The 26,125-nt window shown below is 69.6% G+C and carries 23 protein-coding genes and 1 tRNA gene; 10 read left to right on the top strand and 14 right to left on the bottom strand.

Annotated features, from left to right (window positions below):
• Positions 1-234 precede the first annotated feature (234 nt).
• Positions 235-1,707: a DHA2 family efflux MFS transporter permease subunit gene (locus tag ACOACQ_RS02230; protein WP_378600537.1), complete on the top strand. Its 1,473-nt coding sequence runs from the start codon at positions 235-237 to the stop codon at positions 1,705-1,707.
• Positions 1,708-1,714: 7 nt separating this feature from the next.
• Here ACOACQ_RS02230 and ACOACQ_RS02225 read toward each other — a convergent pair whose 3' ends face one another.
• Both ACOACQ_RS02225 and ACOACQ_RS02220 read right to left on the bottom strand, forming a co-directional pair.
• On the bottom strand, positions 1,715-2,806 hold the full coding sequence (locus tag ACOACQ_RS02225) for an alpha/beta hydrolase (protein WP_420287506.1): 1,092 nt from the start codon (positions 2,804-2,806) through the stop codon (positions 1,715-1,717).
• A gap of 73 nt (positions 2,807-2,879) precedes the next feature.
• Positions 2,880-3,503 (bottom strand): TetR family transcriptional regulator, encoded by a 624-nt coding sequence (locus tag ACOACQ_RS02220; protein ID WP_420287505.1) that lies wholly within the window; start codon positions 3,501-3,503, stop codon positions 2,880-2,882.
• Between the two features lie 126 nt (positions 3,504-3,629).
• Between ACOACQ_RS02220 and ACOACQ_RS02215 the strand changes: the two genes are divergently transcribed.
• Genes ACOACQ_RS02215 through ACOACQ_RS02205 form a run of 3 tightly spaced genes read left to right on the top strand, consistent with a single transcriptional unit; the run spans position 3,630 to position 6,314 of the window.
• The gene (locus tag ACOACQ_RS02215; RefSeq protein WP_420287504.1) at positions 3,630-4,802 is read left to right on the top strand and encodes a ferredoxin reductase; all 1,173 of its coding nucleotides are present in this window, start codon (positions 3,630-3,632) and stop codon (positions 4,800-4,802) included.
• Positions 4,803-4,850: 48 nt separating this feature from the next.
• Entirely contained in the window at positions 4,851-6,014 is a 1,164-nt protein-coding gene (locus ACOACQ_RS02210) for a fatty acid desaturase family protein (RefSeq protein WP_378600545.1), read from the top strand.
• Positions 6,015-6,038: 24 nt separating this feature from the next.
• Positions 6,039-6,314 (top strand): hypothetical protein, encoded by a 276-nt coding sequence (locus ACOACQ_RS02205; RefSeq protein WP_378600547.1) that lies wholly within the window; start codon positions 6,039-6,041, stop codon positions 6,312-6,314.
• 11 nt (positions 6,315-6,325) lie between these two features.
• Here ACOACQ_RS02205 and ACOACQ_RS02200 read toward each other — a convergent pair whose 3' ends face one another.
• The 6 genes from ACOACQ_RS02200 to ACOACQ_RS02175 all read right to left on the bottom strand — a co-directional run bounded on the left by ACOACQ_RS02200 (position 6,326) and on the right by ACOACQ_RS02175 (position 11,714).
• Complete coding sequence (locus ACOACQ_RS02200) at positions 6,326-7,957, bottom strand: hypothetical protein (protein ID WP_378600549.1); 1,632 nt, start codon at positions 7,955-7,957, stop codon at positions 6,326-6,328.
• A complete protein-coding gene (locus tag ACOACQ_RS02195; RefSeq protein WP_420287503.1) occupies positions 7,954-9,039 on the bottom strand; it encodes a hypothetical protein in 1,086 nt (361 codons plus the stop codon). The genes ACOACQ_RS02200 and ACOACQ_RS02195 overlap by 4 nt, the downstream gene beginning before the upstream one ends.
• Positions 9,040-9,091: 52 nt before the next feature.
• A complete protein-coding gene (locus ACOACQ_RS02190) occupies positions 9,092-9,553 on the bottom strand; it encodes a hypothetical protein (RefSeq protein ID WP_378600554.1) in 462 nt (153 codons plus the stop codon).
• A 205-nt stretch (positions 9,554-9,758) separates the two neighbouring features.
• On the bottom strand, positions 9,759-10,364 hold the full coding sequence (locus ACOACQ_RS02185) for an acetoacetate decarboxylase family protein (protein ID WP_420287502.1): 606 nt from the start codon (positions 10,362-10,364) through the stop codon (positions 9,759-9,761).
• Positions 10,361-11,044: a hypothetical protein gene (locus ACOACQ_RS02180; protein WP_378600558.1), complete on the bottom strand. Its 684-nt coding sequence runs from the start codon at positions 11,042-11,044 to the stop codon at positions 10,361-10,363. Before ACOACQ_RS02180 ends, ACOACQ_RS02185 begins: the two co-directional genes overlap by 4 nt.
• Positions 11,045-11,054: 10 nt before the next feature.
• On the bottom strand, positions 11,055-11,714 hold the full coding sequence (locus ACOACQ_RS02175) for a WHG domain-containing protein (protein WP_420287501.1): 660 nt from the start codon (positions 11,712-11,714) through the stop codon (positions 11,055-11,057).
• An 83-nt stretch (positions 11,715-11,797) separates the two neighbouring features.
• On the opposite strand from ACOACQ_RS02175, the gene ACOACQ_RS02170 reads away from it, so the two are divergent.
• The gene (locus ACOACQ_RS02170) at positions 11,798-13,900 is read left to right on the top strand and encodes an MMPL family transporter (protein WP_420287500.1); all 2,103 of its coding nucleotides are present in this window, start codon (positions 11,798-11,800) and stop codon (positions 13,898-13,900) included.
• A 20-nt stretch (positions 13,901-13,920) separates the two neighbouring features.
• On the opposite strand, the gene ACOACQ_RS02165 is transcribed toward ACOACQ_RS02170, so the two are convergent.
• Positions 13,921-14,097 carry a DUF6104 family protein gene (locus ACOACQ_RS02165; protein WP_182380276.1) on the bottom strand — a complete coding sequence of 59 codons (177 nt, stop codon included), beginning with the start codon at positions 14,095-14,097 and terminating at the stop codon, positions 13,921-13,923.
• A 40-nt stretch (positions 14,098-14,137) separates the two neighbouring features.
• On the bottom strand, positions 14,138-17,872 hold the full coding sequence (locus ACOACQ_RS02160; RefSeq protein ID WP_378600562.1) for a multifunctional oxoglutarate decarboxylase/oxoglutarate dehydrogenase thiamine pyrophosphate-binding subunit/dihydrolipoyllysine-residue succinyltransferase subunit: 3,735 nt from the start codon (positions 17,870-17,872) through the stop codon (positions 14,138-14,140).
• A gap of 182 nt (positions 17,873-18,054) precedes the next feature.
• Between ACOACQ_RS02160 and ACOACQ_RS02155 the strand changes: the two genes are divergently transcribed.
• Together ACOACQ_RS02155 and ACOACQ_RS02150 are read left to right on the top strand one after the other, a co-directional pair.
• Positions 18,055-18,627 (top strand): hypothetical protein, encoded by a 573-nt coding sequence (locus ACOACQ_RS02155; RefSeq protein WP_420287499.1) that lies wholly within the window; start codon positions 18,055-18,057, stop codon positions 18,625-18,627.
• Between the two features lies 1 nt (position 18,628).
• Positions 18,629-19,540: an LCP family protein gene (locus tag ACOACQ_RS02150; RefSeq protein WP_378600566.1), complete on the top strand. Its 912-nt coding sequence runs from the start codon at positions 18,629-18,631 to the stop codon at positions 19,538-19,540.
• Here the strand turns inward: ACOACQ_RS02150 and rnhA are convergent.
• A complete protein-coding gene (gene rnhA, locus ACOACQ_RS02145) occupies positions 19,527-20,012 on the bottom strand; it encodes a ribonuclease HI (RefSeq protein WP_420287498.1) in 486 nt (161 codons plus the stop codon). The two genes, ACOACQ_RS02150 and rnhA, sit on opposite strands and share 14 nt — an antisense overlap.
• 22 nt (positions 20,013-20,034) lie before the next feature.
• A complete protein-coding gene (gene purT / locus ACOACQ_RS02140; RefSeq protein ID WP_420287497.1) occupies positions 20,035-21,243 on the bottom strand; it encodes a formate-dependent phosphoribosylglycinamide formyltransferase in 1,209 nt (402 codons plus the stop codon).
• Between the two features lie 94 nt (positions 21,244-21,337).
• Between purT and ACOACQ_RS02135 the strand changes: the two genes are divergently transcribed.
• The gene (locus ACOACQ_RS02135; RefSeq protein WP_420287496.1) at positions 21,338-22,309 is read left to right on the top strand and encodes an alpha/beta hydrolase; all 972 of its coding nucleotides are present in this window, start codon (positions 21,338-21,340) and stop codon (positions 22,307-22,309) included.
• A gap of 94 nt (positions 22,310-22,403) precedes the next feature.
• Here the strand turns inward: ACOACQ_RS02135 and ACOACQ_RS02130 are convergent.
• Positions 22,404-22,479, bottom strand: a tRNA-Arg gene (locus tag ACOACQ_RS02130).
• 84 nt (positions 22,480-22,563) lie between these two features.
• Between ACOACQ_RS02130 and argS the strand changes: the two genes are divergently transcribed.
• Both argS and lysA read left to right on the top strand, forming a co-directional pair.
• Positions 22,564-24,243, top strand: coding sequence for an arginine--tRNA ligase (gene argS, locus ACOACQ_RS02125; RefSeq protein ID WP_420287495.1), 1,680 nt, complete (start codon positions 22,564-22,566; stop codon positions 24,241-24,243).
• Positions 24,240-25,628, top strand: a complete 1,389-nt coding sequence (lysA, locus tag ACOACQ_RS02120) for a diaminopimelate decarboxylase (RefSeq protein ID WP_378600581.1) — start codon at positions 24,240-24,242, stop codon at positions 25,626-25,628. The genes argS and lysA overlap by 4 nt, the downstream gene beginning before the upstream one ends.
• 39 nt (positions 25,629-25,667) lie before the next feature.
• Here lysA and soxR read toward each other — a convergent pair whose 3' ends face one another.
• Entirely contained in the window at positions 25,668-26,123 is a 456-nt protein-coding gene (gene soxR / locus ACOACQ_RS02115) for a redox-sensitive transcriptional activator SoxR (protein WP_056706270.1), read from the bottom strand.
• Between the last annotated feature and the right edge of the window lie 2 nt (positions 26,124-26,125).

Here is a 26,125-nt window from a genome sequence, read left to right as displayed (position 1 = left end):
CTGCTCGCAGGTTGCTCGCAGGTTTTATTCGTTGGCGGGAATCTCCCCGGGTGCGGGAGCATTGACGTCCACAGGGTTTCGACGAACTCCGATGATTTTTCGTCGCTTCCGCTGTCGAAACGATGACGGCCCGTTCGTAGAAGTAGTGAGCGACGGGCCCACCGATCATCGAGATGCACCTGATGGCGGCCGGCCACCGCTGGCCCAAGCCACCACCAACCGATAGGACCTCCCATGACTGCGCCCATCGAGACCGGCGACATCGCCGAGTTCGAGGAGGAGTTCACGAGCTCGGCAACCCCGGGCCGCACGCCTCTGGTGATCAAGCTCCTGGTCGCGGCGACGTTCGTCGTGATCCTCAACGAGACCATCATGGTCAACGCCCTGCCGGCGCTGATCGACGAGTTCAAGGTCACCGAGCGCACGGCTCAGTGGGTGATGACGTCGTTCATGCTGACCATGGCCGCGGTGATCCCGCTGACCGGCTGGTTCCTCCAGCGCGTGTCGACCCGGGTGGCGTACTCCACGGCGATGATCACGTTCGCCACCGGCACCGCACTCGCCATGGTCGCGCCGACCTTCGAGGTGCTCATCGCCGGGCGGGTCGTCCAGGCGGCCGGCACCGCCGTGATGATGCCGCTATTGATGACCACGCTGATGACGGTCGTGGCCGCCGAGGACCGCGGTCGGGTGATGGGGCAGGTGACGCTCGCCATCTCGGTCGCTCCGGCCCTGGGCCCGACGGCCTCCGGCCTCATCCTCGAGGCGGGTTCGTGGCGCCTGATCTTCGGTGTCGTGCTGCCGATCGCAGCGCTGGTCGGCTACTTCGGCCTGCGGGCGCTCGTCAACGTCGGCGAACCGCAGGTCAGCAAGGTCAGCTGGCTCTCGGTGGTGCTGTCAGCCGCCGGCTTCAGCTTCCTCGTGTACGGGCTCAGCAAGCTCGGCGCGAGCGGGTGGGAAGAGACGTCCGGCTACATCGGCATCGGCGTGCTCCTGGTCGCCGCCTTCGTGGCCTACCAGATCCGCCTCCAGCGCACGAGCGTGCCGCTGCTGGACCTGCGCACGCTGCTGCGCCCCACCTACGCCAAGTCGCTGCTGCTGATGTCGGCCGCGTTCATGGCGTTCCTGGGCTCGATGCTGCTCCTGCCGCTGTACCTCGTGCAGCTGCGCGGGCTCACCGAGCTGCAGGCCGGCCTCCTGGTGATGCCGGGCGGCCTGGCGATGGGCCTGCTCGGTCCGCAGGTGGGCAAGGTCTACGACCGCTTCGGATCCCGGGTGCTGGTGATCCCCGGCGCAGTCGGCATGACCGTCGCGCTGGTCCTGCTGAGCCGCATCGCCGTGGACACGCCGTACTGGCAGCTGCTGCTCATCCACGTCGGCCTGATGGCCTGCCTGGCGTTGATCTTCACGCCGGTCTTCACCATCGGCCTGGGTGACCTGCCGCCGGAGCTCTACTCCCACGGCTCCTCGCTGCTGGGCGCGCTCCAGCAGGTGGCCGGTGCCATGGGTGCGGCGCTGCTGATCGCGCTCATGTCCAACCGGTCGGAGTCGCTGGCCGCGTCCGGGAGCGATCCCGGCCACGCGTTCGTCGGTGGCCTCGAGTGGGCGTTCCTCGCGGGAGCCGGGGCAGGCGTCGTGGTGGTCCTGCTCGCACTGCTGCTGCCGTCCAAGGTGGACGCCCCCGAAGGCGCGCCCGCCGCGCACTGACCCCCGGTCAGACCAGCAGTTCCTCAGCCACCTCGGCCAGGAAGTCGTCCATCGCCGTCCAGCTCAGCTGGGCGGCGCGGGGACCGGCGACCAGGCCGAGGTGGCTGAGTCCGTCTGCGGCGGCGTAGCGCGCGCCGGGTACGACGTCCACGCCCGCGCGGACGGACGGGCCGTTGGCGATGTTGTCGGTCTCGCTGCCCACGAACAGCACCGGCGCCGTGATGGCGTCGAGGCGGACCGCGCGGTCACCGCTCAGGTGGACCACGCCGGAGTGGAGCTCGTTGCGCGCCATCAGGCGGGTGTGGATCTGGTGGTACGCGCGGCCCGGGTAGCCGGGCATCTCGCCGATGAAGTCGTCGATCGCGATGGTGCGGGCCAGTGCCTCGGTGTCGAGGAGGTGCCGGGCCAGGTGGAGGGCCTTGGTCATCTCGCGACGCGGTGCCATGGCGCGATAGCTGGCGCGGACCAGGTGCCGGGGTACGCCGCCCAGGACGGCCGTCGGTGCCACCATCGCGCGCGATCCGATCAGCCGGTCGGCGGTGATCAGCGGCTGCACGGCCGGGATCTGCCGGTAGTCGATCGGCGTGCCGAACGCCGTGAGCGACGCGATGGGCAGTCCGGGGTGCGAGGCAGCCGTCAGCAGGCTCATCGTGCCGCCGAGGGACCAGCCGACCAGGTCGACGCCATCAGCGGCGTCGACACCGTCGGCCCGGTGATCGGCGAGGACCTGGTGGATCGCCGTGGGCAGGATGTCGTCGACCCACGTCTCGAAGCCCATGGCGCGGTCCGCGAACCCGATCGCCCCGTAGTCCACGAGGTACGTCGCCCGGCCGGCGCCGACCAGGTGGGCGGCCAGGCTCTGGCCGGGTCGCAGGTCGAAGCACCGTGCGGACACGGCGAGCGGCGGCACCAGCAACACGGGACGGGACGCCGTCGCGGGCGTGGTGCGGTCGTAGCGGGTCAGGCGGCGGTGCGGCTCGTCGCTGAGGACGGTGGCCGGCAGGCCGTCGTACTGCTCGACGCCGTCACCGAAGGGCGAGATCGCCCAGGCGTTGCGGGCAGCGGTACCGAGCGTGGTCGTCAGGGGAGCGGCAGGCACCGCGCCATCGTGACGGTCGTGGCGGGCCACGTCCATCGAACGTGACGAGCGTGACGGTCGGCCCGTGGCGTCGTCAGCGCTCCGAGCGCCAGTGCTTGGCGCCGATCAGCATCATCCGGAGCTGGGCGCGGGTGCTGTCGGCGATCCTGCGTTCGGCGGGGGACCCGGGCCCGGCCGTCAGCAGTCGCTCGGCAGTGGTCACCATGGCGCCGACGATCAGCGAGGACAGCGTCTGCAGGTCGATCTCCGACCACTGGTCGGTGCCGGGCAGGTGGGCGAGGTCGGTGGCGAGCTCGCGTTCGGCCAGCTCGATGCCGTGGGCGATCGCCTCGCGGACCGGCTGCGGACCGGCGAACCGCTCGCGGGCGATGAAGCCGAAGTGGGCGTGGTGCTGGCGGACCTGCTCGACCAGGACCGTGACCGATCCGTCGATGATCGAACGGGCGTCGTTGCCGACGGTGTGCCGCAGCTCGCGCAGCAGGCTGCGCAGGGTGTCGAGGGACTCCTCGACCAGCGCCAGGCCGAGGTCGTCGATCGAGGGGAAGTGGCGGTAGAACGCGGTCGGCACGATGCCGACCTCCTTCGCGACCTGTCGCAGGGAGAGCGCCACCAGGGTCGTGTCGGCGGACAGTGTGAGAGCGGCGTCGAGGATGGCGCGGCGCGTCTTCTCCTTGCGCTCCACGCGGGTCTCGGTCACCTCGACATCCTACCTTGAGTGAACATGTGTGCACTGTCACGCGTGTCATGCGTTGACCGTCGGCGCGAGGTCCGTCAGAGTTTCGGTGTACAGACGTACACCCAAACTTCCACCGAAGGAGGCGCGATGTCCGCGCTCATCTCCGAACCGGCGGCACTCCCCACCCGCGCTGTCGGCGCCAGGATCGCCTCGCCCCTCGGCCTGCTGCTGCGCTCGCGTCTCGTCGGCGCGCTCGCCAGCCCGCACGGGGTCGACCGCTACCTCGAACGATTCAACCCGATGTGGGCCGCCCACGACGTCCGCGCCCGGATCGTCTCGGTCCACCGCGAGACCGACGGGGATGCCCCCGTCGCGACACTGACGCTGCAGCCCACGTCCACGTGGCGCGGGCACCAGGCCGGCCAGCACGTCCTGGTCGGCGTCGAGATCCCCGGTGTGGCCAAGCGCTACACCCGCGCGTTCTCGATCTCCTCGGCCGCATCGGGCAAGGGGGAGCGGTTCACGCTCACCATCCGTGCCCACGACGAGGGCCAGGTGTCGTCGTACCTCGTCCGCGAGGCGCAGGCGGGCCAGGTTCTCCACCTCAGCCAGGCACAGGGCGAGTTCACCCTCGTCGAGAGCCCGGCGACGCCGACGATCAGCCGCCTGGTCTTCATCACCGGTGGCTCGGGCATCACCCCCGCGATGTCGATGATCCGCACGCTGCTGCGTGACGGGTACCAGCGCAACGGCGTGGCCCACGCCGGGCGCAAGGTCACCTTCCTGCACTTCGCCCGCAGCGCCGAGGACCAGATCTTCGCCGACGAGCTCGCGGAGATTGCCGCCGCGGACAACGGCATCGACGTGCACCTGCGCTACGGCGACCAGGTGTTCAGCGAGTTCGAGCTGCGCCGCCTCGTCGCGGACTACAAGGACACCGACACCTGGCTCTGTGGTCCTCCCGGGCTCGTGGAGCTGGTCAAGGCGGCGTACGACGAGTCGCCCCGACTGCGCATGGAGTTCTTCAAGCCTTCCGTCGCGCGGGCCGCCCGGCCCGGCGAGGAGATCGAGGGCGACATCGCCTTCACCCGCTCCGGAAAGACCGTCGCCGCCTCCGGCGCCAGCATCCTCGAGCAGGCCGAGCAAGCGGGCCTCACGCCCGAGTTCGGCTGCCGCATGGGCATCTGCTTCTCCTGCACCCGCACCAAGACCGCAGGAACCGTCCGCAACATCCTGACCGGCGAGGAGTCCGCCGTGCCGGACGAGGAGGTCCGCATCTGCGTGACCGCCGCCGCCGGTGACTGCCACATCGACCTCTGAGCTTCGAGGCTCGCTCCGCTCGTACCTCAACCACCGAAGGAGTTTCTGATGACTGACACGATTTCCGAGTCCACCGTGATCGCCGAGCGCGACGCGAACGAGAAGTACCACGGCCTGACCTTCGCCGAGATCGACCAGCTGGGCGCCGAGCTCGACGAGCTGCGCCTGCGCGTGATCGCCGACCTCGGCGAGCCCGACGCGGAGTACCTCCGCAAGGTCGTCAAGGCCCAGCGCAGCTTCGAGATCGCCGGCCGCGCCCTGTTCTACCTGCCGCCGGCCTGGCCGCTGGCCGTCGCCTCCCTGAGCGTGTCGAAGATCCTCGACAACATGGAGATCGGCCACAACGTGATGCACGGCCAGTACGACTGGATGGGCGACCCGGCGTTCAACTCGCGCCAGTTCGACTGGGACACGATGGCCCCGGCCGAGAACTGGAAGTACGGCCACAACTACATGCACCACACGTACACCAACATCGTGGGCAAGGACCGCGACGTGGGCTACGGCATCCTCCGCATGGACGAGGACCAGAAGTGGAACCCCTACTACCTCGGCAACCCGCTGTGGGCGTTCCTGCTGATGACCTTCTTCGAGTGGGGCGTCGCCCTGCACGACCTCGAGACCGAGGAGGTCTTCGCGGGTCGCCGCAAGATGTTCGGTGGCGAGAACGCCCCCGTCTGGCGCCGGATCCGCAAGAAGATGGGCAAGCAGGTCCTCAAGGACTACGTGCTCTTCCCGGTCCTGACCGGTCCGTTCTTCCTGAGCACCCTGGCGGGCAACTTCGCCGCCAACATCGTCCGCAACATCTGGACGTTCAACATCATCTTCTGCGGCCACTTCCCGGCGGGCGTCGCGACGTTCACCGAGGAGGAGACCGAGAACGAGTCCCGCGGCCAGTGGTACCTGCGCCAGATGCTCGGCTCGGCCAACATCACCGGCAGCAAGCTGATGCACGTGATGAGCGGCAACCTGTCGCACCAGATCGAGCACCACCTGTTCCCCGACATCCCGGCCCGCCGCTACCCGGAGATGGCCGTCGAGGTCCAGGAGATCTGCGAGCGCTACGGCCTGCCCTACAACAAGGGCCCGCTCCACACGCAGCTCTTCAGCGTGTTCCGCAAGATCGTCCGCCTCTCCTTCCCGGGCGGTACGTCGAAGGCTGCTCCGGTCCGTGGGCCGCAGGCCGTGACCGACGACTCGTTGGCTGCCTGAGCCCTCACAGGGGACACTGGACCCATGAACGACGGACGCGACCACCTCAGCAAGGCCGAGATCGCCAAGGACGCCGTGCAGTCAGGGGCGGAAGCCGCTGCCCACACGGTGGGCGAGGTGGCCACGATCCTGACCAAGGCCGTCGGTGACGTCGCCAACGCGGTGGGAGGATTCGCCACGGAGATCTTCGAGATCCGTGAGTCCTCCCGCCGGGCGGCCGCCGAGCACCTGGCGGAGCCGAAGGTGCCCGCCGTGACCGACGGGCTCGACGGGCTCGACGGGCTCGACGACGAGAGCTGAGCAGCGAGCGGCTACTCGGCCTGGACGTCGGACGACGTCCCTGCCGGAGGGATGCCTGCCCCGGTCATCGCGGCTGGTGTGCCGAGGGTGAACGTGCTGGACGCGGTGCCGACGTTGCCGGCGACGTCGGTCGCCGTCACGGTGAACACGTAGGTGTCGGCGGCGTTGTAGCCGGCGTTCAGGATCGACGGAGTGCGGTACACCGGAGCGGTGCTCACGGACATCGTGAGGACCACGCTGCAGTTGGTGGTCCAGTCCGAGGCGGCGTTGGCGCCGGCGCCGTCGTAGCACTTGCCGTCCGACAGGCGCTTGAGCTGGTACGTGACGGATGCAAGTCCGCTGACGCCGTTCTCGGTGACGTTGGCGCAGAGCCGGAGCGTGCCGCCGCCGAGGGTGCAGTCGACGTCCTGGTAGGTCGTCCCGTTGGCTCCTGTCGCAGGCACGAGCCCGTTGACCGACGGCGCGGCGTTGTCGACCGTCACCACGGTGTTGTTGACCGTGGCCGATGACCGACCGGCGTTGTCGGTGAAGAAGTAGTCGACCTGGTGCGTGCCCGGGGTGAGCGTGGGCAGGGTGACCGGGCCCGGTCCGGTGACGGACTGGAACGCTCCTGCGTTCGCGTCGATGCGGTAGGAGATCGAGGCGATCCCGTTGAGGTCGCTCGCCGTGATCACGATGTTGTCGCCGGTGGCCGAGACCGTCGGAGCCAGCGTGCCGGTGGGGAGCGCGTTGTCGATGGCCCGCGTCGTGGAGGCGGACGCGGTCCCGCCGAGGCTGTTCGTCGCCGTCACCGTGAAGGTGTAGACGTCGTCCTCGGCGTAGCCGTTGCCGAAGAGGCGTCCGGTGGCGTACGTCGGAGCCCCGGAGAGAGTCAACGGGACACCGGTCGTGCAGGCGGGCGCCAGGTTCCAGTCCGATTCCAGGTCGCCGCTGCCGTCGTAGCACTTCCCGTCCGAGGCACGCTTGACCTGCACGGTCACGGAGGCGACGGTTCCGGCTCCCGCTGTGACGTTGGCGCAGATCCGGCGGTCGTTCGGGTTCGAGCAGGAGATGGCACCGAAGGACGCGCCGAAGGCGCCATTGGCGGGAATGATCGCGGTGATCACCGGCGGAGCGGTCACGACGACCGTGACGGTCACGTTCGCGGGGGCGGACGTCGCGGTCCAGGACCTGTACACCGCGATGACGCGGTAGGTGTGGGTGCCGTTGGCGACCGGGGTGTCGGTGCAGGCGGCGCTGGTGATCAGGCTGGCGGGGGAGCTGCCGCAGGCATTCGCGGTGCTCACTCCCGTCGTGCGGGTGACGTAGTAGCCGTCCGGGACGGGTGTGCCCGCCGAGGCGGTCCAGGTGACGTTCACGCTCGAACTGGTGCCGACCTGGGTGGCTGCGACGTTCGTGGGCGCGGCGAGCGTGCCCACGCCGCCGGCGGCGGAGTCGGTGCCGGTGGCGCCGAAGTAGGCGACGACGCTGCCGGCAAGCACGAGCAGGACCGCGACGGAGACGGCCACGACGCCGATCACCTCGATCCGCGCGTTCCGTAGTCCGTGCCGTGCGCGCGCGGCGACATGGCGCGGCTGGGGGCGGTGGTTGCGGCGCTCGGCGGCGGACCACTTGCGCGACGTGGAGACGCGACGGGCGTTCATGCGCCGTCTCCCTTCGCGTTGAGGCGAAGGTCGACCTGGACGCCCTTGCACATGTCCTGGTTGGCCGGCGTGTTGAGCATCCGGATCGCCGGCCAGTCGGCCCGCGCGACGCCGAGCTGGGAGAGGGTGCGGGTGCTGTTCGGCGGTACGACCAGGGTGGCCGGGCCGCCGTACGCGAGGATCTCGAAGTTGTCGACCGCGCAACCGCCGGGCTGGTCGCTCGTGTCGGTGCCCTCGATGGTCACGCCGATGTTCGACACGGTCATCGCCGCGTTGAACGGGTTGGTGATCGCCATGTCGATCGCGGCTTCCGGTGCGCCCGGCGCCAGCTCGCGATCGGGTTCGCCGGAGACCGGGAAGTCCGGATAGGTCTGCGACAGCACGACGAGGTACGCCGACGCGACGGCCGAGGACAGCAACGCCTTGCCCGAGACGGTGATGAGGTAGGTGCCGGGTACGACGTTGGTCGCCGTCCTGATCGTGATGGTCGCGGTGTTGCCGAGGATCGACAACGACGGACTCACGGTGGCCGTGGCGTGTTGCGGCACGCCGGAGACGGTGAGGCCCACGGGACCGGCGAGCAGGCCACGGTTGATGGTGAGCCCGAACGAGGTCGTCTCGCCGTCGACGACGGTGCGCATCGGCGGAGCAAGGGTCATGGTGAAGCCGGTCGGGAGCGTGACGACGAGCTTCACCGTCACGGTCTTGGTGCTCGCGCCGTTGGTGGCGGTGATCTTGAGGAAGTAGGTGCCGACCGGTGTGGAGCCGGTGGTGAGCACCGAGATCACCGCAGGAAGGCCCGCGGGCACGGGGTTGGGGAGGATGCTCACCGTCGCGCCGACCGGGGCACCGGTGACCGAGAGATTCACCGGACCGAGCACCGAACCGGCCTGGCTGACGGAGACCGCGACCACCGCATTCCCGCCAATGGCCACGCCGATGGTGCTCTGCGAGGCGGTCAGGGTCAGTTCTGCGCCGACGGTGGTGGCCGCTGGACGCAGGGGAGCGGATCCGACCGACGCGGCCAGGAGGACGGCGAGCACGGCCACCAGGAGTCGGGTACGCCCGGTCCAGTGCCTCATGTCGTGTGTCCTCTCGGCCGCGTCGGTCGTCAGATCGAGCAGGGAATCAGCGTCAGTTGACGTCGACGGTGTAGGTGAGCGTCGCGCCCTTGCAGCCGTCCTGGTTCGAGCCGGTGTCGATCATCTGGATGTCGAAGCTGCCGCTGACGGAGCCGCCGCCGGCCACGTCGTCGCCGACCAGGTCGGTGAGGTTCGTGATGGCGAAGTCGGCGTCGGAGCAACCTGCCGCGGTCGTGGCGACGGTGGCCGTGACAGCGGTGATCTGCTTGGTGCCTTCTTCGTCGTTGCTGATCGTGAAGGTGACGTTGTCGATGTCGCCATCGGGCGTCAGCGTGCCGGTGTCGCCGATGCTGGCGTCGTCGATGAGGACGGTCCAGGCGTTCTCGTCGGCGACCTGGGCGGTGGCGTCGTCGGAGCCGTTGCTGGTCCAGTACGCGAACGCGGCGCCCGCAGTGATGACGAGCGCGCCGACACCGCCGGCAACGGCGAACTTCTTCTTCTTGGCAATGGCCATGGGAGTGCCCCTGTGATCTGTGAGAGCTGCTGGAATCCGGGGCATACCGGCCGAGATCACGGCACGCCACGAAGGGAGGAACCACACCGACCAACCCGCGACACGTGAACCGTGTTACGTGACCGTGGGCATCGGAATCGCTGGTTGACGCCAGTGTCGCTGCAGCGTTACAACCCCGGTTGCAGAGGGGATCTGGGGTGCGCGGTCAGTCGAAGGCCAGCCGGAACGACGACATCCGGAACGACCCGAGCTGACGCGCCTGGCCGAGGAAGGCCAACGGGCCGTCGCTCGCGAACGACCATCGAGCGCGGCAGGGGAGCGCCTTCGCGCTGCCCTTCATGAGGACGTTGGCCGTCTCCGGGTGCTCGTCGATGCCGGGCTGGATGACGCGGCCCGTGAACGGGACGCGTGGAGCCGCGCGGGACACGTCGGTGAAGCTCGCGTCGACGATCGGTCGACGTTCGACCAGGGCGGTCCAGTCGGTCGAGGTGACCGGGCCGCGGAAGCTGCTCTCCATGTCGAAGTCGCACAGTTGCTTGGGGATGGCCCAGAGCTCGCGGCCGCCGGCCTGCGAGGTCGGCGAGTCGACCCAGATGTCGGTGATCGTCACGGCGCCCTTGCCGGCGGCATCCTTGGTCGTCCGGGCGACGAGGAGCTCGTGGTACGTCAGCGGGCTGGGCTCCTCGTACGACACCAGCGCGACGCCGTACTGCCCGGCAGGGTGGCGTTCATCGACGTCCTCGGGGAGCCGGAAGACGGACAGCCAGAGCGAGCCGTGCATGTTCCACGGCGCGGGGGGATACGGCTTCACGCCTGCGGCTCACCCTCGCCGGCATCCATGAAGAGCTGGGCGGTGTGCTCCAGCTCCGCCTCCATGGCGGCAGGCAGTGCGTCGGTGAGCCGGGCGGCCGTAGGGCTCTCCTCGCGGGGCCCGAGACCGGCTGCGGCGCCATCGATCGCCCGGGCGACGTCGATCACCGTGGCCTGCTGGACGTAGGGCTGCTTGAGCTCGCGGGCGACGTACTTGGCCACGAAGCGGCGCAGCTCGCCCTCGACGTTGGCGGCACGGCTCGTCAGCGACGCGCGCAGCCCCTGGGCCTTCAGTCGTACGACGACCTGGGCCGGGGGAGGCGGCGTGACCTCGAGCTGGATGGCGAGGTCGGCGCGCGCGTGGGCGGCGATCACCAGCGGCACCGTGATCTCGGCGTCGAAGTCCAGCTTGTCCATGCCGAGGTCGAGCGTGAACTTCAGGGTCACCGGCAGCTCGACGTTGAACGAGACCGGCAGGTCACCGACCTGCTGGCCCGTCGCCGTACCGATCCTGCCCTTGGCGATCACCTTGGCGATCCGGCCGGGGCCGACCCCGATCGGGCCGACGTCGATCGGTCGGCCCGCCAGCACGTTCACGCCGTTCAGGACGCGTTCGGCGGTGACGGCAGTCGAGAAGAAACGCTCGCCCCAGGTCGCGTAGGTGATGAGTTCGTCGCTCACCCGCGTCACCCTAGTGGGAACGGGCCCGCCCGCGTGGGCCCGTCGCGAGTCCGCGCACTGTCATCGCGAGCGTCTGGTCGATGGCGGCGTCGCGCTCCGCGGGGCCGAAGTCGCGCAGGGGTCCGTCGATCATCAGCAGTGCCAGGCCGTGGACGGCGGCCCAGGGGCCTGCCTCGGCGCCCGGCCGGTGCTCCTCGGCGAGGTAGCCGACCGCGACGAGCTCGTCGAGCATCTGGCCGAGCAGGGCGTAGGGACCCATGGCGTCGAGCCCCGGGTCGGGGTCCGCAGCGCCGCGCAGCTGCCCCGTGAAACAGGTCCGGAAGATGCCGGGCTCGTCCTGCGCGAACCGGATGTAGCCGCGGCCGGTGGACACCAGTCGATCGATCGCCCGATCCACCGGGTCTCCGTCCTCGGGCACCTGGCCGAGGTACCCGGCCATCGCCACCACCATGCCGTTCATGGCGAGCTCGCGGGCCGCGGCCAGCAGGTCGGCCTGGTTCGAGAAGTGGCGGTAGGCCGCGGTAGGGGTCACCCCGACCTCGCGAGCGGCGCCCCGGATGGTCACCGCGTCGGGTCCGCCGGTGGCCGCCAGGTCGGCTGCCGCCCGCGCCAGCGCGTTGCGCAGGTCGCCGTGGTGGTAGCTGCTCCGGGCGGTGGTCGAGGTGTTCACGGGATACATGTTGACACCTGTACACATCCATGCCAAGTTAACACTTCTAAAGTTTACGTGCGTACACATTGGAGGAGATCGTGATGTTCCGGTGGATCGGAGTGCTGGTGACGGGGCGGGCCCGCTGGGTCCTGGGCCTCGGAGTCCTGGGAGTGGTGGTCGCGGCCTACGTCGGCCTCGGTGCGTTCGGAAAGCTGCAGACCGACGGGTTCGACGACCCGGACTCGGAGAGCAGCCGGGCGGCCAGCGTCCTTGCCGAGCGGTTCGAGGGGACGGCCGACTACGTGTTCGTGGTCGCGGCGGACGGCGGCGACGTCGACGCACCGGCCGCTGCCGCGGCGGGGAAGGCGTTCACGGACCGGCTGCGCGCCGATCCGGACCTGGCTGACGTGACGTCGTACTTCGATGCGCGGGCGGGCCCGTTGCGTTCGGTCGACGGCGGCCACGCGCTGGTCACCGCGTCGGTGGCCGAGGGTGCTGACGCCGATCCGGCCGCGGTGCTCGAGTCCTACAAGGGCACCGACGGCGCGATCACGGTCGTCGTCGGCGGGGGAGAGATCGTCGGCGAGGAGATCGGTGGGCAGATCGGCAAGGACCTCGGACTGGCCGAGAGCATCGCCATCCCGCTCATCCTGGTCCTGCTGGTGCTCGCCTTCGGCAACGTCGTCGGCGCGCTGGTGACCCTCGCCGTCGGCGTCGCAGCGATCTTCGGCACGTTCGCCGAGCTGTCGATCCTCGGGTCGATGACCGACGTGTCGATCTACGCGGTGAACCTGACGACCGGTCTCGGCCTGGGACTGGCCGTTGACTACGGCCTGCTGATGGTGGCCCGGGTGCGCGAGGAGAGGTCGGCCGGGCGAACCCACGACGAGGCCGTACGGCGTGCCGTCGAGACCGCCGGACGGACGATCACCTTCAGCGCGACCACCGTCGCGGTGGCGCTGGCGTCACTGCTGCTGTTCCCGATGTACTTCCTGCGGTCCTTCGCCTACGCCGGCATCGGCGTCATGCTGATCACGGCCTTCAGCGCCGTGGTGATCCTGCCGGCCGCCATCGCCCTGCTGGGCGACCGCATCGACGCCTGGCGGGTGCCGGGGGTGCACGGCGTGCGCGGCGAGGAAGCGCCTGCGTGGGCGCGACTGGCACGGTTCGTGGCCCGGCGCCCGATCCTCAGCGCGCTGCCCGTGCTCGTCGGCCTCGGCGTGATGGCGCTCCCGCTCGCCGGGATCACGCTCGGCACCCCGGACGACCGCGTGCTGCCCACCAGTGCGTCGAGTCGGCAGGCCGGAGACCTGATCCGCGAGGAGTTCGGCGGCGACGGCACCCACCCGATCGACGTCGTGACGACCTCACCGCTGGACGACGAGTCGCTGGCGTCGTACTCCGCCGAGCTGGGGGCGCTGTCCGGCGTCGTACGCGTCGACGTCCGCCACGGTGACGGTGCCGACCTGCTCGCGGTGGTCACCGACCTGGACCCGAGGTCGACCGAGGCACGCGACCTGGTGCAGACCGTCCGCGACGTCCCTCCTCCGGCCGACACCGAGGTGCTGGTCGGCGGCGCCACGGCGGAGCTGAAGGACCAGATGGAAGGCATCGGGGAACGCCTGCCGGCCGTCGTCGGCTGGCTGGTGCTGACCACGATGGTGATCCTGTTCCTGTTCACCGGCAGCGTGATCCAGCCGATCCGGGCACTGGTGCTCAATGCGGTCGGACTCGGCGCGACGCTCGGTGCGATGGTGTGGGTGTTCCAGGACGGCCACCTGTCCGGGCTGCTCGGCTTCACGCCGCAACCGATGGACAGCTCGATGATGGTGCTGCTCTTCTGCGTGGCCTTCGGCCTGTCGATGGACTACGAGGTGTTCGTGATGGGCCGGATCAAGGAGATGCGCGACGCCGGCTTCAGCAACGAGGAGGCGCTGGTCCACGGACTTGCCCACACCGGCCGGATCGTCAGCACCGCGGCGGCCCTGATCGCGATCAGCTTCTTCGCGTTCCTGGTCAGCTCGGTGAGCTTCATCCAGTTCTTCGGACTGGGGACAGGACTGGCGATCCTGATCGACGCCACACTCGTCCGGGGCGTGCTGCTGCCCGCCGGCGTACGGCTGCTCGGTGAACGTGCCTGGTGGGCGCCGAAGCCGCTGCGGTTGCTGCACCGGCGGATCGGGCTCTCCGAGTCCGTCGCGTGACCACGGACGGCCCGGGGGACTCAGTCCTCCGGGTCGTCCAGCCGTGCGAGCCAGGTCGCGAACCGCTCCACCGGGATCTCGAAGTCCGGGTGGATGTCGACGAACTCCTGGAGCCGCTCGCTGAGCCACGCCAGGGTGACTTCCTCGTCACCCCGGCGCTTCTCGAGCTCCTCGATCCCGCGATCGGTGAAGTACATCAGTGCTCCTCTGGCGATCGCCGACGCTTCGCGCCGACGCTCAGCTGAAGGCCTTGCCGATCAGGACCTTGGCCTCTTCGAGGTGACGCTTGGCGGTGCCGACCGCCGTCGTCGACGAAGCGGCACGGGTGATCGGCTCGACCGGGCGACCCAGCTCCGGCACCACGTTGAGGTGGTACGACGGCCACGGGCCCTGGTTGAACGGCTCGTCCTGGACCCACTTGACCTTGGCGTTCGGGTACTTCGCCAGCTCGGCCTTGATCTCCTCGATCGGCCACGGGTAGAGCTGCTCGACGCGCACGATCGCAACGTCCTCGCGGGCGCTCTTGGTGCGCTCGACGACCAGGTCCCAGGTGAGGCGACCGGACACGAGCAGCACGGTGGTGACCTTGGCGGCGTCGACCGTGTCGTCGCCGATCACCGGACGGAACGAGCCCGAGGTGAAGTCCTCCGGCTGCGCTGCGGCTTCCTTGCGCTTGAGCATCGACTTCGGCGTGAAGACGATGAGCGGCTTGTGCTCACCGCCCAGCGAGTGCCGGCGCAGCAGGTGGAAGTACGACGCCGGGTGGGACGGCTGCGCGACGACCATCGCCTCGTCGGCGCACAGCGTGAGGAATCGCTCGATCCGTGCGGACGAGTGGTCGGCACCCTGGCCCTCGTAGCCGTGCGGCAGCAGCAGCACGACACCGGAGTCCTGGCCCCACTTGGTCTTGCCTGCGGAGATGTACTCGTCGATCACCGACTGGGCGCCGTTCACGAAGTCGCCGAACTGGGCTTCCCAGAGCACGAGGGCCTCGGGACGTGCGACCGAGTAGCCGTACTCGAAGCCGAGGGCGGCGTACTCCGACAGCAGGCTGTCGTAGACGAAGAACTTCGCCTGGTCCTCGGTGAGGTTGGACAGCGGGGTCCACTCGTCGGCGTTGATCCGGTCGATCACCGTCGCGAAACGGGACACGAAGGTGCCGCGGCGCGAGTCCTGGCCGGCCAGCCGCACCGGGCGGCCGTCCATGAGGAGCGAGCCGAACGCGAGGATCTCGCCGGTGCCCCAGTCGATGGGGCCGGCCGTGATCGACGCCGCGCGACGCTGCAGCTGCGGCATCACCTTCGGGTGGACCGTGAAGCCCTCGGGCGGGCTGACGTAGGCGTCGGCGATCCGCTTGAGGACCTCGACCGGGATGGCCGTCTGGGTCTCGCCCTCCGGCTTGTCCGGGTAGTCCGGCACGGTCGTCCACTCCGACGGCTTCGTGTCGGCCTCGCGGACCTCCGTGAAGACCCGCTCCAGCTGGAGCTGGTAGTCGCGCAGGACCTGCTCGGCCTCCTCGATCGTGATGTCGCCACGACCGATGAGGGACTCCGTGTAGAGCTTGCGGACCGAGCGCTTCTGCTCGATGAGGTCGTACATCAACGGCTGCGTGTACGACGGGTCGTCACCCTCGTTGTGGCCACGGCGGCGGTAGCAGACGAGGTCGATGACGACGTCGCTGTGGAAGGCCTGGCGGTACTCGAACGCCAGCCGGGCCACCCGGATGCACGCCTCGGGGTCGTCGCCGTTCACGTGGAAGATCGGCGCCTGGACCATGCGGGCGACGTCGGTGCAGTACAGCGAGGACCGCGACGAACCGGGGGAGGTGGTGAACCCGACCTGGTTGTTGATGACCAGGTGGATCGTGCCGCCGGTGCGGTAACCGCGCAGCTGGGACAGGTTGAGCGTCTCGGCGACGACACCCTGACCGGCGAACGCTGCGTCACCGTGGAGCAGCAGCGGGAGCACCGGGAAGGCCTCGCCCTGGTCGAGCACGTCCTGCTTGGCGCGGGCGATGCCCTCCAGGACCGGGTCGACGGTCTCGAGGTGGGACGGGTTGGCGGCGACCGAGACCTTGATGGTCTCGCCGGTGCCGGCGACGAACTCGCCCTCGGCGCCGAGGTGGTACTTCACGTCGCCCGAGCCCTGGACCGTGCGCGGGTCGATGTTGCCCTCGAACTCGCGGAAGATCTGGTTGTAGGACTTGCCGACGATGTTGGCCAGCACGTTGAGGCGCCCGCGGTGGGCCATGCCGATCGCGACCTCGTCGAGCGCGGACTGGGCCGCGGCCTCGGCGATCTCGTCGACGACCGGGATCGTGGTCTCGCCACCTTCGAGGCTGAATCGCTTCTGGCCGACGAACTTGGTCTGCAGGAAGGTCTCGAAGGCCTCGGCCTCGTTGAGCTTCAGCAGGATCCGCAGCTGCTCCTCGCGGGGCGGCTTGGTGTGCGGCTGCTCGACGCGCTCCTGGATCCAGCGGCGCTGCTCGGGATCCATGATGTGCATGTACTCGATGCCCGTGGTGCGGCAGTACGAGTCGCGCAGGATGCCGAGGATGTGGCGCAGCTTCATGAAGCGGCGGCTGCCGCCACCGAACTGGCCGGTGGGGAACTCACGGTCGAGGTCCCACAGGGTCAGGCCGTGCGACTCGATGCGCAGGTCGGGGTGGCTGCGCTGCTTGTACTCGAGCGGGTCGGTGTCGGCCATCAGGTGGCCGCGCACGCGGTAGGCGTGGATCAGCTCGAGGATCCGGGCCTGCTTGTCGATCTCGTCGTCGTGGGACGTCGCGATGTCGTTGTTCCAGCGGATCGGCTCGTAGGGGATCCGCAGCGCGCGGAAGATCTCGTCGTAGAAGCCGTCCTGGCCGAGCAGGTAGCGGTGCACCTGGCCCAGGAACTCGCCCGACTGCGCACCCTGGATGACGCGGTGGTCGTACGTCGACGTCATCGTCATGATCCGCGAGATCGCGTTGCGGGCGATGGTCTCCTCGGACGCGCCCTGGAACTCCGGCGGGTAGTCCATGGAGCCGACGCCGATGATCGCGGCCTGGCCCTGCATCAGGCGCGGCACGGAGTTGTTCGTGCCGAGGCCACCGACGTTCGTCAGGCTCACCGTCGTGCCGGAGTAGTCCTCCATGGTGAGCTTGTTGTCCTTGGCCTTGCGGACGATGTCCTCGTACGCCGTCCAGAACTGCGCGAAGTCCATCGACTCGCAGGCCTTGATGGACGGCGCGACGAGCTGGCGCGTGCCGTCCTTCTTCTGCTGGTCGATCGCGAGTCCCAGGTTGATGTGGGACGGCGTGACCATCGTGGGCTTGCCGTTGATCTCGTCGTAGGTGTTGTTCATCGCCGGCTGGGCCTTGATCGCCTTGACGATGGCGTAGCCGATGAGGTGCGTGAACGAGACCTTGCCGCCGCGCGCGCGGGTCAGGTGGCTGTTGATGACGATGCGGTTGTCCCAGAGCAGCTTGACCGGGATGTTGCGCACCGAGGTCGCCGTCGGGACCGACAGCGAGATGTCCATGTTCTTCGCGGTCGCCGCGGGGATGCCGCGGAGCACGGTCAGGGTCGGCTCGTCACTCGCGACCACCGGAGCGGGGCGCGGGGCGTCCTTCGGGGTCGGCCTTTCCGCCTCGTCCTTGGGCGGGGTCGGCGTGGTCGAGGACGCCGGGCTCACCTGCGGGGCGGGGGTGGCCTTCGGGGTCGGCGCGGTGGCGGCCGGAGCAGCGGGCGCGGCAGCAGCGGGCGCCGCCGGAGCAGCAGCAGGAGCCGGGGCGGCCGGCGCCGCGGCAACGGGGGAAGCGGCGGGCGTCGTACCGTTGCCGCCTGCTCCCTTGAAGTAGGCGGCCCACGCCGGATCGACGCTGTTCGGGTCGGCCTCGAACTGCTCCTTCATCTCCTCCACGAGCCATTCGTTGGCTCCGAATCCCTCGGGAACTGGAGATCCGGTGGACTGGTCTGACGACTGCGTCACGACGTGCTTCGCCTCTTCCGATGAGCTGGACCGACCCGCCGCCGATAGCGGGTGGCTGTCGAGTGGCAAGGCTAGTCCCATGCCGAGGCAAATACCGCCCCTCGGTCACCCTTTGAGGCAAGGTGTTGCGCAACAGACACTCGACCGGGGTTCCGGGCGTGAATCGAAGGGTGGCGCACGACGTGCGAACGACACCATGGGCCGCGCTCCTGCTGACACTCGTCCTGGCTCTTGCCGGATGCTCGGGTGGCGACGAGGACAAGACCGAAAGCGGCGGACCTGCGGGGGAAACCGCGTCCGAACCGATCGCCACCGACGCCCGTCTCGGGGCAGTGAAGGGACGGCTGAGTGACGCTGCGGCCGCCGAGGTGCTGGCCCAGGTGACCGAGGTCGTGGACCGCTGGTTCGACAATGCGTACGCCGGCGACTACCCCCGTGAGAAGTTCGACACAGCGTTCGCGGACTTCACCAAGGACGCCCGGGGCCTGGCCGTCCAGCAGGCGGCGATCCTCAGCAACACCGAGGTGGGCGCCGACCTGGAGGCGGTCGAGATCACGCAGCGGGTGGTCCGCGTCGACGTGCTCGCCCCGAAGGGGAAGGTCGCCGGGGCGACCGTCCGGTTCCGGCTCGGCGTCGCGATGACCGGTGGCGTCGAACGCACCGACCGGGTGACCGGGCGGCTGATGCTCACGCCGGTGGCCGGTGGCTGGCAGGTCTTCGGATTCGATGTCCTCCGCGGCGAGGAAGGTGCCTGACATGCGCTCCCGAATCCAGCAGGTGATGCGGACGATGCTCCTGGGTGCGCTGCTCGGCCTGGTGGCGTTGGTGGTGCCCGACAGCACCCCGGCGCCGACCCAGTTCACCCTGGTGAAGTTCGAGAAGACGGCCGGCGTCGACGTCGACCCGGATGTCGTGTGGATCCTCGCGGTCGGCTCGGACGCCCGGCCGCGGGAGAACCCCGTCCGCAGCCGCGGTGACGCGTTGCAGATGATCGGCATGAACACGAGGACCGGGGCGGCCACCTCGATCGGCATTCCCCGCGACAGCTGGGTGCCGATTCCCGGCGTCGGCTCGAACCGGGTCAACGCGGCGTTGTACTTCGGTGGCCCGCAGCTGCTCGGCCGGACGGTCGGCAACCTCCTGGGCGTCGAGCCGGACTACGTGCTGGTCGCGACCTTCAGCGGTCTGGCGAACCTGGTCACGAGCATCGGCGGCATCACGGTCGACAACCCGCGCGCCTTCTCCGACGAGCACCTCCATCCCAAGGGCTTCAAGGCCGGGAAGGTGAAGGTCAACGGGATGAAGGCCGTCGAGTTCGGCCGGATCCGCAAGTCCCTGCCGGCCGGCGACTTCGACCGTTCGGCCAACCAGCAGCTGGTGCTGCGGGGGATCCGGGCACGGGTCGCCGAGCGAGCGAGCGAGCCCGGGTTCATCGAGGGCGGCGTGCTGAACGTCCTCAAGCACCTGCACACCAAGGGGGTCTCGGCGGCCCAGCTGTTCCGCATCGCGCAGGCGGTCGCCCAGGTGGACCCCGCGAAGATCACCACCTGCGTGCTGCCCGGTGCGATCGGCAACATCGGTGGCGCGAGCGTGGTCATCCCGAACACGGCGGCGGCGAAGCGCTACGGCAACGACGCCCGCAAGGACGCCACGATCAAGCGCTGTTGACCTCGGCGCCGGCCTCGCGGGCCTCGCGAGCGCCCCGCCCGGCGAGCTCGTCGGCCTTCTCGTTGCCCGGATCGCCGGCATGACCCTTGACCCAGTGCCAGGTGACGTCGTGCTGCCCGGCGGCCGCATCGAGCCGGCGCCACAGGTCCTCGTTCTTCACGGGTGCCTTCGCCGACGTACGCCAGCCGTTGGCCTTCCACTTCACGACCCACGACAGGATCCCGTTCCGGACGTAGCTGCTGTCCGTGAAGAGGTCCACCGTCGAGCGTCGGCTCAGCTTCTCGAGCGAGCGGATGGCGGCCATCAGCTCCATCCGGTTGTTCGTGGTGTCGGGCTCGCCGCCGTACAGCTCCAGCTCGTGCTGGCCGTACCGCAGCCAGGCGCCCCATCCGCCCGGCCCCGGGTTGCCCAGGCAGGCGCCGTCGGTGTGGATGGTGACGAGGCTGCGCGCATCGGGCGGGGAGTCGGGCACAGGGGGAGGGTACGGGGGCCGGTCAGCCGGCAACGCGGAGGTGCGCGGCAGCACGGCGTGCCTTGGCGCGGGCCTCGTCGACGTCGTCGCCGAGCGCGAGGGTGACGGCCATGCGTCGGCGACCGGACACGGCGGGCTTGCCGAAGAGGCGGACGCTGGTGTCAGGCTCGGCGAGCGCGGCGTCGACCCCGGCGATCCGTGGTGCCTCGATCTCGCCCTCGAACAGGACGGCGCAGGATGCGGAGGCCCCGCGGGTCCGGATGTTCGGGATCGGCAGGCCGAGGACGGCGCGGGCGTGCAGCGCGAACTCCGACAGGTCCTGCGAGACCAGGGTCACCAGCCCCGTGTCGTGCGGCCGCGGCGAGAGCTCCGAGAAGATCACCTCGTCGCCGCGGATGAACAGCTCGACGCCGAACAGTCCCCGGCCGGTCTCGCCACAGAGGTTCGCGACGACGGCAGCGGAGGCCCGCTGTGCCTTCTCGAGCACGACGTCGGAGAGCGCCTGGGGCTGCCACGACTCGCGGTAGTCGCCGTCGACCTGGGTGTGTCCGATCGGCGCACAGAAGGAGAGGACGTCGGGTCCGCCGTCGGTGGCAGCGTGCTTGACGGTGAGCAGGGTGATCTCCTCGTCGAAGTCGACGAAGCCCTCCACGATCACGCGACCGGCGCCCGCGCGGCCACCCGCCTGGGCGTACTCCCACGAGTGCGCGACGTCCCCGGGGCCACGCACGACCGACTGGCCCTTGCCGGACGACGACATCACCGGCTTCACCACGCAGGGCGTGCCGACCTCCGCGATGGCGGCCTCGAACTCGGCCAGCGTGTCCGCGAAGCGGTAGGGCGACGTGGTCAGTCCGAGCTCCTCGGCGGCCAGCCGCCGGATCCCCTCGCGGTCCATGGTCAGCCGCGCTGCGCGGGCCGTCGGTACGACGGTGAGGCCCTCGGCCTCGAGCTCCAGCAGCGTGGGGGTGTGGATCGCCTCGATCTCCGGCACCACCCAGTCGGGCTTCTCCAGCTCGATCACGTCGCGAACCGCGACCGGGTCGAGCATGTCGATCACGTGGCTGCGATGGGCGACCTGCATGGCCGGCGCATCGGCGTAGCGATCGACGGCGATGGTCTCCACGCCCAGCCGCTGGAGCTCGATCACCACTTCCTTGCCCAGCTCGCCCGATCCGAGGAGCAGTACGCGGGTGGCCGTGGCGGAGAGGGGAGTCCCGATGGTCGTCACGCGCGGAACTCTAGGGGGAGGGGCCCGGGCGAGCGCAGGACGTCATCCCGGCATCCCGGGACAATGTGACAACGGTCGTGGTCTACTGCGGTCTGTGACAGTCACCGCCGACGTCCTGGACCGTGTCCCTTCCGCCCCCAGCGTTCGCTTGAATCGTGCGCTGCGGGCCACCGTCAAGCAGGCCACCCGCGTCCTGCCCGGGAGCGCCGTCGGTCTGCGCCTTGCCCGTGCGGCCATCGAGGTCGGGTGCATCGCTGCCGGAGCCGACAGGCTTCCGCACACGCGGGTGCGGACGGCGACGGATCGCGGTGCCGTCCACGGCGAGTGGCTGGGTCCGGCTGCGACTCCCGGCGAGCTGGTGCTGCTCTACTCCCACGGCAGCGCCTACGCCGTCTGCTCTCCGCGCAGTCACCGCGCGTTCGTGACAGACCTGGCCGAACGGATCGGCCGGCGCGCCTTCAGCCTCGACTACCGGATGGGGCCCGAGCACCAGTTCCCGGCAGCACACGATGACATCGTCCGGGCCTACCTGTGGCTCCTCGCGCAGGGGCATCGCCCGGAGGACATCGTCGTGGCGGGCGATTCTGCCGGCGGACACCTGTCCCTGTCCCTGTGTGGAGAACTACGGCGCCTGGGTGTGCCGATGCCGGCCGGCCTCGTGCTCTTCTCCCCGCTCGTCGACGCCAGCTTCGACACCGCCGCGGCGGCGTACCGACGGAGCAACGACCCGGTGACGGTGCCCGGCTTCGCTCGACGGGTGATCCGCCACCACCTGTCCACCGGGTCCGCGAACGACCCGCGCTTCAACGTTGCGCTCGAGGCCGGCCCCGACCTGCCGCCGGCTCTGGTGATCGCCGGCGCGTCCGAGATGATGCGTGGCGACGCCGAGCTGTTCGCGCGCGTCCAGCGGGAGGCGGGCGGTCACTGTGAGCTCCAGGTGTGGCCCGGACAGATCCATGTCTTCCCGATGCTCGGAGTGGTTCCCGAGGCGCGCCTCGCGCTGGACGAGGTGACGCGCTTCGTGGCCGAGCTCGACGCGGTCGCGCACGCCAGCGACGTGGGGTGAGGGCGGCGCGGGGTTGATTGATGTCCATCAACCCCGGACAGGCGCCTGGACACGAACGACGGACCTGCGTTGCCGCAAGTCCGTCGTTGTCCGTTGGCGCCTCCGGCAGGATTCGAACCTGCGACACCTGGTACCGGAAACCAGTGCTCTATCCCCTGAGCTACGGAGGCCAACTCCCGTGGGGAGTGCGCGGTCGAACCCTACCGGGCGATATCCGTGCCAGAGAAACCGGAGGCCGCCGATAGGCTTGCGGGGTGACCCCTGCGCAACTCTCCACCGCCATCGTCGGCGCCCTGTCCTCGCTCGTGGACGAGGGCGCGATCGCCCTGCCTGACGGCGTTCCGGCCGAGGTGACGGTGGAACGACCGCGGCAGAAGGGCCACGGTGACTACGCCACCAACGTCGCGATGCAGCTGGCGAAGAAGGCTGGCATGAACCCGCGCGCCTTCGCCGAGGCACTCGCCGGCCGCCTGGCCGACTCCGAGGGCATCGGCGCCGTCGAGGTCGCCGGTCCCGGGTTCCTCAACATCACCGTCGAGGCCGGCTCACAGGGCAAGGTCGCTGCGGACATCGTGGCGGCCGCGTCGTCGTACGGCCACACCGAGACGCTGGCGGGCCAGAAGATCAACGTCGAGTTCATCTCGGCCAACCCGACCGGGCCGCTGCACCTGGGCCACACCCGGTGGGCAGTGCTCGGTGACGCGATCGGCCGGGTGCTCAGCGCCGCGGGTGCCGAGGTGACCCGCGAGTTCTACATCAACGACCGCGGCGTGCAGATGAACCACTTCGCTGCGTCCATCATCGCCGCGGCCCTGGGTGAGCCCAAGCCCGAGGACGGCTACGCCGGTGAGTACGTCGACGACCTGGCCAAGCAGGTCGAGGCAGCCAGCCCCGGCATCTTCGACCTGCCGGCCGACGAGCGCCTTGCCGCCGTACGCGACAAGGGGTACGCGATCCAGCTGGCCGAGCAGCAGGAGCAGCTCGACAACTTCAACACGCACTTCGACGTCTGGTTCTCCGAGCTCTCCCTGCACGAGGACGGTCAGGAGAGCGGCGGTGTGCCGAACACCCTCGAGCGGCTCAAGGACCTCGGCCACGTCTACGAGGACGGGGGTGCGCTCTGGATGCGCACCACCGACTTCGGCGACGACAAGGACCGGGTGCTCATCAAGTCCGACGGTGAGCTGACCTACTTCGCGTCCGACACCGCGTACTACCTCAACAAGAGGGAGCGTGGCTTCGACCACTGCATCTACCTGCTCGGTGCCGACCACCACGGCTACGTCGGCCGGCTCCGGGCGATGGCTGCCTGCGTCGGTGACGACCCGGACAAGACACTCAACGTCCTCATCGGTCAGCTCGTGAAGATCGTCAAGGACGGCGAAGAGCTGAAGATGTCGAAGCGGAAGGGCACCTTCATCACGCTCGAGGAGCTGGCGGAGGAGATCGGCGTCGACGCCCTGCGCTACTCACTGGTGCGCTATCCGGCGGACACCCCGCTGGCGCTCGACGTCGCCGAGATCACCAAGGCCTCCAACGACAACCCTGTCTACTACGTCCAGTACGCGCACGCCCGGACCTGCCGCATGCAGGAGAACGCTGCCGACCTCGGCATGACGTTGCCCGTGGACTTCGACCCGTCCCTGCTCAGCCACGAGCGGGACGGGGAGCTGCTCCGCGCCCTCGCCGCCTTCCCGGGCGTCGTGGCGAGTGCGGCCGAGCTCCGTGAACCGCATCGGATCGCCCGCTACCTCGAGGACACCGCGTCGGTGTTCAACAAGTGGTACGACACCAAGGAATGCCGGATGCTCCCGCAGGGTGACGAGCCGGTCACCCCGGCGAACGAAGCACGTCTCGTGCTCGTCGCGGCGACGCGGACGGTCCTCGCCAACGGGCTCGACCTGCTGGGCGTCAGCGCGCCGGAGCGGATGTGAACACCCACGTCTCCCCGGGCGGCTACACCGGCACCTCGCCGGTCTGGCTGCGCGAGCCGGCCGACGTCAACGACATCGTGCCGATCCTGTGGCCCTCCACGGCCCGCAAGGACGACCAGGGTGTGTTGCACATCGGCGGGCTGGCGATCCCGGACCTGGTCGCCGACGTCAACACGCCGGCGTACGTCCTCGACGAGACCGACTTCCGGGAGCGGGCCCGAGCCTTCCGCGACGCCTTCGAGGGCTACGACGTCTACTACGCGGGCAAGGCGTTCCTGAGCGTCGCGGTGGCGCAGTGGGTGGCGGAGGAGGGGCTCTGCCTCGACGTCTGCAGCAACGGGGAGTTGAGCGTCGCGCTGCGTGCGGGTATGGACCCGAAGCGAATCGGCTACCACGGCAACAACAAGACCCCGATGGAGCTGCGCCGGGCCGTCGACGCCGGGGTCGGCCGCATCATCGTGGACTCGTTCCACGAGATCGACCGTGTTGCCGACGTCGCGACCCAGCTGGGGGTGGTCCAGGGCGTGATGATCCGGGTGACGGCGGGCGTCGAGGCCCACACCCATGAGTTCATCGCGACCGCCCACGAGGACCAGAAGTTCGGGTTCTCGATCGCCTCGGGCGACGCCTTCGAGGCAGCCTCGCGCGTCCTCTCCAAGGAGAGCCTCGACCTGCGCGGCCTGCACAGCCACATCGGCTCCCAGATCTTCGACACCTCGGGTTGGGAGGTCGCCGGGCGCCGCGTGCTGGCGCTGCACGCCCGGATCGCGGACGAGCTCGGCCACGTCCTGCCCGAGCTCGACCTCGGTGGCGGCTTCGGCATCGCCTACACGACCCAGGACGACCCGGCGGACCCGGCGGTCCTCGCCACGCAGATCACGAAGATCGTCACGGGGGAGTGTGCTGCGCTCGGCATCGACGTACCGCACCTGTCCATCGAGCCCGGCCGCGCGATCGTCGGCCCGGCGATGTGCACCGTCTACACCGTCGGCACCGTCAAGCAGGTCGCCCTCGACGGTGGCGCGACCCGTACCTACGTGTCGGTCGACGGCGGGATGAGCGACAACCTGCGCCCTGCGCTGTACGACGCCGACTACTCCTGCACGCTCGCATCGCGCGCCTCGGCGGCCGAGCCCGTGCTGGCACGCGTCGTCGGCAAGCACTGCGAATCGGGGGACATCGTCGTCAAGGACGAGTTCCTGCCCGGTGACGTCGCTCCCGGGGACCTGCTCGCCGTCCCGGCCACCGGTGCCTACGGACGGTCGATGGCCTCGAACTACAACCACGCGCTCCGGCCGCCCGTGGTCGCGGTCAAGGACGGCCAGACGCGGGTCATCGTCCGTCGCGAGACCGAAGAAGACCTGCTCGCCACCGACCTGGGCTGAATCCGTGCGCTGAAGCGCGCACTGGCGGCGTTCTCGTCGCTACTGCAGTCGTACGGCTCCGGTGCCGTACTGGCTCAACAGGTCGCCCGGGTTGGCGAGCATGCACGACTTCATCGACAGGCAGCCGCAGCCGATGCATCCGTCCAGGGTGTCGCGGAGGCGCTCGAGACGGCTGATCCGGTCGTCGAGGCTCTCGCGCCACGAGCGCGACAGTCGAGCCCAGTCCGCCTTGGTGGGCGTGCGTCCCTCGGGGAGTGAGGCGAGCGCCTCACGGATCTCGGCGAGCGAGATGCCGACGCCCTGCGAGACGCGGACGAACGCGATCCGGCGCAGGACGTCGCGGTGATAGCGGCGCTGGTTGCCGGTGGTCCGGATGGCGTGGATCAGTCCCTCGCGCTCGTAGAAGTGGAGCGCGGAGACGGCGACCCCGGCGCGGCGGGCGACTTCGCCCGGTGTCAGGTCGTGGCTGCGGATCTCGCGGTTGACGTCATTCATTT

Origin of the sequence: Nocardioides sp. CPCC 206347 (assembly GCF_048654605.1) — a bacterium.
Classification (GTDB): domain Bacteria; phylum Actinomycetota; class Actinomycetes; order Propionibacteriales; family Nocardioidaceae; genus Nocardioides.
This window is presented reverse-complemented; position numbering and strand designations above follow the sequence as displayed.

Bases quoted from the DNA above. Each gene is read 5' to 3' on its own strand.
- ACOACQ_RS02230 (WP_378600537.1), top strand. From the start codon at position 235: ATGACTGCGCCCATCGAGACCGGCGACATCGCCGAGTTCGAGGAGGAG.
- ACOACQ_RS02215 (WP_420287504.1), top strand. From the start codon at position 3,630: ATGTCCGCGCTCATCTCCGAACCGGCGGCACTCCCCACCCGCGCTGTC.
- ACOACQ_RS02210 (WP_378600545.1), top strand. From the start codon at position 4,851: ATGACTGACACGATTTCCGAGTCCACCGTGATCGCCGAGCGCGACGCG.
- ACOACQ_RS02205 (WP_378600547.1), top strand. From the start codon at position 6,039: ATGAACGACGGACGCGACCACCTCAGCAAGGCCGAGATCGCCAAGGAC.
- ACOACQ_RS02200 (WP_378600549.1), bottom strand. From the start codon at position 7,957: ATGAACGCCCGTCGCGTCTCCACGTCGCGCAAGTGGTCCGCCGCCGAG.
- ACOACQ_RS02195 (WP_420287503.1), bottom strand. From the start codon at position 9,039: ATGAGGCACTGGACCGGGCGTACCCGACTCCTGGTGGCCGTGCTCGCC.
- ACOACQ_RS02190 (WP_378600554.1), bottom strand. From the start codon at position 9,553: ATGGCCATTGCCAAGAAGAAGAAGTTCGCCGTTGCCGGCGGTGTCGGC.
- ACOACQ_RS02170 (WP_420287500.1), top strand. From the start codon at position 11,798: ATGTTCCGGTGGATCGGAGTGCTGGTGACGGGGCGGGCCCGCTGGGTC.
- ACOACQ_RS02165 (WP_182380276.1), bottom strand. From the start codon at position 14,097: ATGTACTTCACCGATCGCGGGATCGAGGAGCTCGAGAAGCGCCGGGGT.
- ACOACQ_RS02150 (WP_378600566.1), top strand. From the start codon at position 18,629: ATGCGCTCCCGAATCCAGCAGGTGATGCGGACGATGCTCCTGGGTGCG.
- soxR (WP_056706270.1), bottom strand. From the start codon at position 26,123: ATGAATGACGTCAACCGCGAGATCCGCAGCCACGACCTGACACCGGGC.